This window comes from Mycobacterium sp. TH-M82 (assembly GCF_057473605.1).
Genome location: NZ_JBYCKY010000312.1, coordinates 1 through 4,602 on the forward strand (window position 1 = coordinate 1; position 4,602 = coordinate 4,602).

Consider the following 4,602-nt stretch of genomic DNA (forward strand, 5'->3'; position numbering starts at 1 on the left):
TTCTGCCCGTTCGTCTGCCTGCCCCCGCCGAATCCGCAGCTGAATTTCGGTGATTCGCTGGCCCAGGGCGTCAGCATTCTGGACGACAAGATCGTCCCCGCACTGCAGGGCGGCGACAACGTCACGGTGTTCGGCTACTCGCAGAGCGCGACCATCTCGACAATCGCGATGCAGGACCTCATCAAAAACCCGCCGGCCGGGGTGGACCTGAGCAACCTGCACGTCGTGCTGATCGGTGACCCCGACAACCCGATCGGCGGCATGCTGACCCGCCTCGATTTCCCCGACGGTGTCCAACCCTTCAGTTTGAGCCCCGCCCCCCAGCACGTTCCGTTCGTCAACATCCCGCTCAGCATCGGGCCCACCCCGATCGAGCCCATCGCGACCGACATCTACACCGGCGAATACGACGGCTGGGCCAACTTCCCGCAAGACCCGTCCAACATTCTGGCCCTCATCAACGCCCTGATCGGCATCGCCACCGTGCACCCGACTTACCCGGGCCTCACCCCCGGCGACGTTGCCAGTGCCATCGATGTCGGTGCGATCGGCGACGCCCACTTTTACGACATTCCCGAGAACCTGCCGATCCTGGGGTTGGCGTTCGACGGTGGGACCGCCGGGCAGTTCTTCGGCGATTTCTTCTCGCCGTGGGCCAGGTTGATCGTCGACTGGGGCTACGGCAACGCCGGCGATCCGGCGATCGATGGGTTCCACCTGATCCCGGTTAGCCTCGGTGGCAGTCCGTACCAAGCAGCCTTCGGTGTGGCGGGCGGCCCCTGGGCGGCGACCCCGCTCGGCGGCCTCTGGGACGGCTCGGGCGTCGCCGGGTTTTTCGAGAAGATGGATCCGCTACAGCTGCTGGCCGGCGCGCAGAACGCCCTCATTCAAAGCGTCATCGGCCCCTGGGCAGACGTCGCGGCAGCCGGCGGCACGTTGTCGGCCGGGGACATCGCGACGGTGGCCGGCATAACCCAGGCCCTGCAGGCCGCCACCGGCTACGACCTGGTCAACTCGGTCGACACCGGCCTGATCACGGCCTGGAACGACGCGGCCAACGCGCTGGACCTGGGCAGCGTCATCGGTCCGGCCGCCCTGCTCGACGGGCCGCTCATCTCCGGCAAGCCGGTGATCGACCTGGTCGGCGGGGTCTTCGACATCTTCAACTTCTTCGGCGCCTGAGCCGGTCCGTAGGCCCGTAGGGTCGAGTCGTGGATGTGCGCGTCATCGACCACCCGCTGGCCGCTGCCCGGCTGACCACGCTGCGCGACGAGCGCACCGGCAACGCGGCGTTTCGGGCCGCGCTGCGTGACCTGACGCTGATGCTGGTCTACGAAGCCACCAGCGACGCGCCCCGCGAGCAGGTCACGGTCCGCACGCCGCTGGCCGACGCAACCGGGGTGAGGCTTGTCACGCCGCCGCTTCTGGTGGGTGTGCTGCGCGCCGGGCTGGGGATGATCGACCAGGCGCACGCGCTGCTCCCCGAAGCCGACGTGGGGTTCGTCGGGGTGGTGCGCGACCAGCGAACCCATCGCCCCGTCCCGTATCTCGCGTCGCTGCCGGGGAATCTGCGCACGAAGCCGGTGCTGGTCCTCGACCCGATGCTGGCCACCGGCGGGTCGATGGCCCACACCATCGGGGTGCTACGTGATCGCGGCGCAACCGACATCACCGTGCTGTGCGTGGTGGCCGCGCCGGAAGGTCTCGCCGCGCTGGAGAAAGCAGTCCCGAACGTGCGGCTGTTCACCGCTGCCATCGACCAGCGACTCGACGAGAACGCCTATATCGTGCCCGGTCTCGGTGACGCCGGGGATCGCCAGTTCGGGCCGCGCTGAGCGGCCTACCAGCCGCCCACCAGATCGACCAGCTGGTCACGCAGCCGGGTCGCGCGCGCTCGGGCCGCACCCAGATCACCGCCGGCTGGACACCGAACTTCGATGTAGCACTTGAGCTTCGGCTCGGTGCCCGACGGCCGCACCACCGTCCGGACCGAGGTGTCACCACACTCGCCGGAGAAGATCAGCGCGTCGGAGTGCTGCCTTTTGCTCTGCAGTAGATCAGTTGCGGTTACCACGATTCCGGCCAAAGCACGCGGCGGGTCGGCGCGCAGCCGCTGCATCATCGCGGCCGCTTCACCGGCGTCGGCGACCCGGCGTGACACCGCGGTGCCGACGTGTACGCCGTGCCGGCGGGCCAGCACGTCGAGCGCGTCGGGTACCGATCGGCCCAGTCGTCGGAGCGCCGCCACCAGGTCACAGGCCAGCACCGCCGCGCTAATGCCGTCCTTGTCCCGCACCGCATCCGGGTCGACGCAGTGCCCGATCGCTTCCTCGTAGGCGTAGACCAGGGTGACGCCGGGCAGGCCGGCTGGGAGCATGTCGGCGCGGGCCAGCCATTTGAACCCGGTCAGCGTCTCGACATGATGCGCACCGTAGCCGGTGGCGATCGACGCCAGCATCCGCGACGACACCACCGTGCTGGCTACCACGCTGGCCGCCGCCCGACCGGCCGGCAACTGCGACAGCAGGTGATCGCCAAGCAGCCAACCGGTTTCGTCGCCGGAGAGCATCCGCCAGCCGACCGGGGTGGGTATCCCGACGGCGCATCGGTCGGCGTCGGGGTCCAACGCGATGGCGATATCGGCGTCGACGTCGGCCGCCAGCTCCAGGAGTGCATCGGTGGCGCCGGGTTCCTCCGGGTTCGGGAACGCGACGGTGGGAAAGTCTGGGTCCGGGGCGAACTGGCTTGCGACGGTGTGAATGTCACCGAATCCGGCACGCCGCAGCGTCGCAACCGCCACCGCGCCACCCACCCCGTGCAGCGGGGTCAGCGCTACCCGTATGTCGCCGTCGCATCGTCGCAGCGATGCGGCACGGTCGATGTAGCATTGCACCAGTTCGGTATTGGCGGGTGCGACTGCCCGCCGGGCGATCGCGTCGGCCGGGGGAGCAGCGGCCATCGCGGCCTCGATCTCGGTATCGGTGGGCGAGATGATCTGCAGGCCTGCGTCGCCGTACACCTTGTATCCGTTGTCGGCAGCCGGGTTGTGCGATGCGGTGATCTGAATCCCGGCTGCGGCGCCGATCTGCCGCACGGCAAACGCCACCACCGGGGTGGGCAGCGGAGTCGGCAACGACAGCACCGAAAAGCCCTCGGCAGCAACTACTTCAGCGGCCGCGGTGGCGAACTGGGCCGAGCCGTGTCGGGCATCGCGTCCGACGACCACCGTCGCGCCGGCCCGGTTATCACCGAGCACCTGGGCCACCGCCCAGCTGGCGCGCAGCACCACCGCGGTGTTCATCGCGTCGGGGCCGCCGCGCACCGGCCCGCGCAGCCCCGCGGTGCCGAACCGCAGCGGCCGGGCGAACCGGGCGGCCAACTCCTCGGCGTCACAAGCCGCCAGCTCGGCGGCGGTCACCGGGTCAGGATCGTGGGCGATCCAGTCCTCGGGGGTCACAACCGGGCGATGACTTCGGCCAGCAGCGAACCCATCCGGGCCGCCGAAGCGCGACCCGCCGCCAGCACCTCGGCGTGGCTGAGCGGCTCGCCGGTGATCCCCGCCGCCAGGTTGGTCACCAGCGACACGCCCAGCACCTGTGCGCCGGCCGCGCGGGCGGCGATCGTCTCGTGCACGGTCGACATCCCCACCAGATCGGCGCCCAGGTTGCGCAGCATGCGGACCTCTGCCGGTGTCTCATACTGCGGCCCGCTCACCCCGGCGTACACACCCTCGGCCAGCGCCGGGTCGACCTGACGGGCCAGCGCCCGCAGCCGCCCGGCGTACGCGTCGACCAGGTCGACGAACTCCGCGCCCACCAGCGGCGACCGTCCGGTCAGGTTCAGGTGGTCGCCGATGAGCACCGGCTGGCCGATGGCGAAGTCGTCTCGCAGCCCGCCCGCGGCGTTGGTCAGCACGACCGTGCGGGCGCCCGCCGCCACGGCGGTGCGCACCGGGTGGACGACCTCGGCGGGGGTGTGCCCCTCGTAGGCGTGGATCCGCCCGACCAGCACCAGCACCCGATGTCCGGCGATGCGCGTCGACACCAGCTCACCGGTATGCCCCGAAGCGGTCGGCGCGGTGAATCCGGGAACCTCGGCCATCGCCACCGCTGCGGTCGCCGAGCCCAGTGCCGCCACGGCCGGCGCTGCGCCGGACCCGAGCACGACCGCCACGTCGTGTTCGGCGACCCCGGTGCGTTCGGCGATGGCACGTGCCGCCTGCCGCGCGAGCAAATCGGAAGTCGCCACAGGCCATGAGCCTAGCGGCGGGCACTGGCGGGCACTGGTGGGATACTTCGGGAATGCCCTCAGCCACCGCCTTCGGCGCACCGGAGAGCGCCGAGTCGTGGCTGGCCGCGAACTTCGGCGACATGGTGGCCTGGCGGCGGCATCTGCACAGCCATCCGGAGCTGAGCCGTCAGGAGTACGCCACCACCCAGTTCGTCGCCGAGCGGTTGGCGGGTGCCGGCCTCAACCCGAAGGTTCTGCCCGCCGGCACCGGGCTGACCTGCGACTTCGGCCCGGAACATCGGCCCCGCATCGCGCTGCGGGCCGACATCGACGCGCTGCCGATGCCGGACCTGACCGGTGCGCCGTACGCCT

General features: G+C 70.5%; 4 protein-coding genes and 1 pseudogene. 3 read left to right on the top strand and 2 right to left on the bottom strand.

Features of this window, described 5'->3' with window-relative positions; all coding sequences use genetic code 11:
- Together AC2VON_RS09825 and upp are read left to right on the top strand one after the other, a co-directional pair.
- On the top strand, positions 1-1,182 hold a 1,182-nt coding region (locus AC2VON_RS09825; protein ID WP_486952784.1), incomplete at its 5' end, for a PE-PPE domain-containing protein.
- Positions 1,183-1,211: 29 nt separating this feature from the next.
- Entirely contained in the window at positions 1,212-1,835 is a 624-nt protein-coding gene (upp, locus tag AC2VON_RS09830) for a uracil phosphoribosyltransferase (RefSeq protein ID WP_486952785.1), read from the top strand.
- Between the two features lie 5 nt (positions 1,836-1,840).
- On the opposite strand, the gene AC2VON_RS09835 is transcribed toward upp, so the two are convergent.
- Positions 1,841-3,457 (bottom strand): phospho-sugar mutase, encoded by a 1,617-nt coding sequence (locus AC2VON_RS09835; protein WP_486952786.1) that lies wholly within the window; start codon positions 3,455-3,457, stop codon positions 1,841-1,843.
- Positions 3,454-4,248 (bottom strand): purine-nucleoside phosphorylase, encoded by a 795-nt coding sequence (locus AC2VON_RS09840; RefSeq protein WP_486952787.1) that lies wholly within the window; start codon positions 4,246-4,248, stop codon positions 3,454-3,456. The genes AC2VON_RS09835 and AC2VON_RS09840 overlap by 4 nt, the downstream gene beginning before the upstream one ends.
- A 53-nt stretch (positions 4,249-4,301) precedes the next feature.
- Here AC2VON_RS09840 and AC2VON_RS09845 point away from each other — a divergent pair.
- Positions 4,302-4,602: pseudogene (locus AC2VON_RS09845) on the top strand (amidohydrolase); the annotation flags it as partial.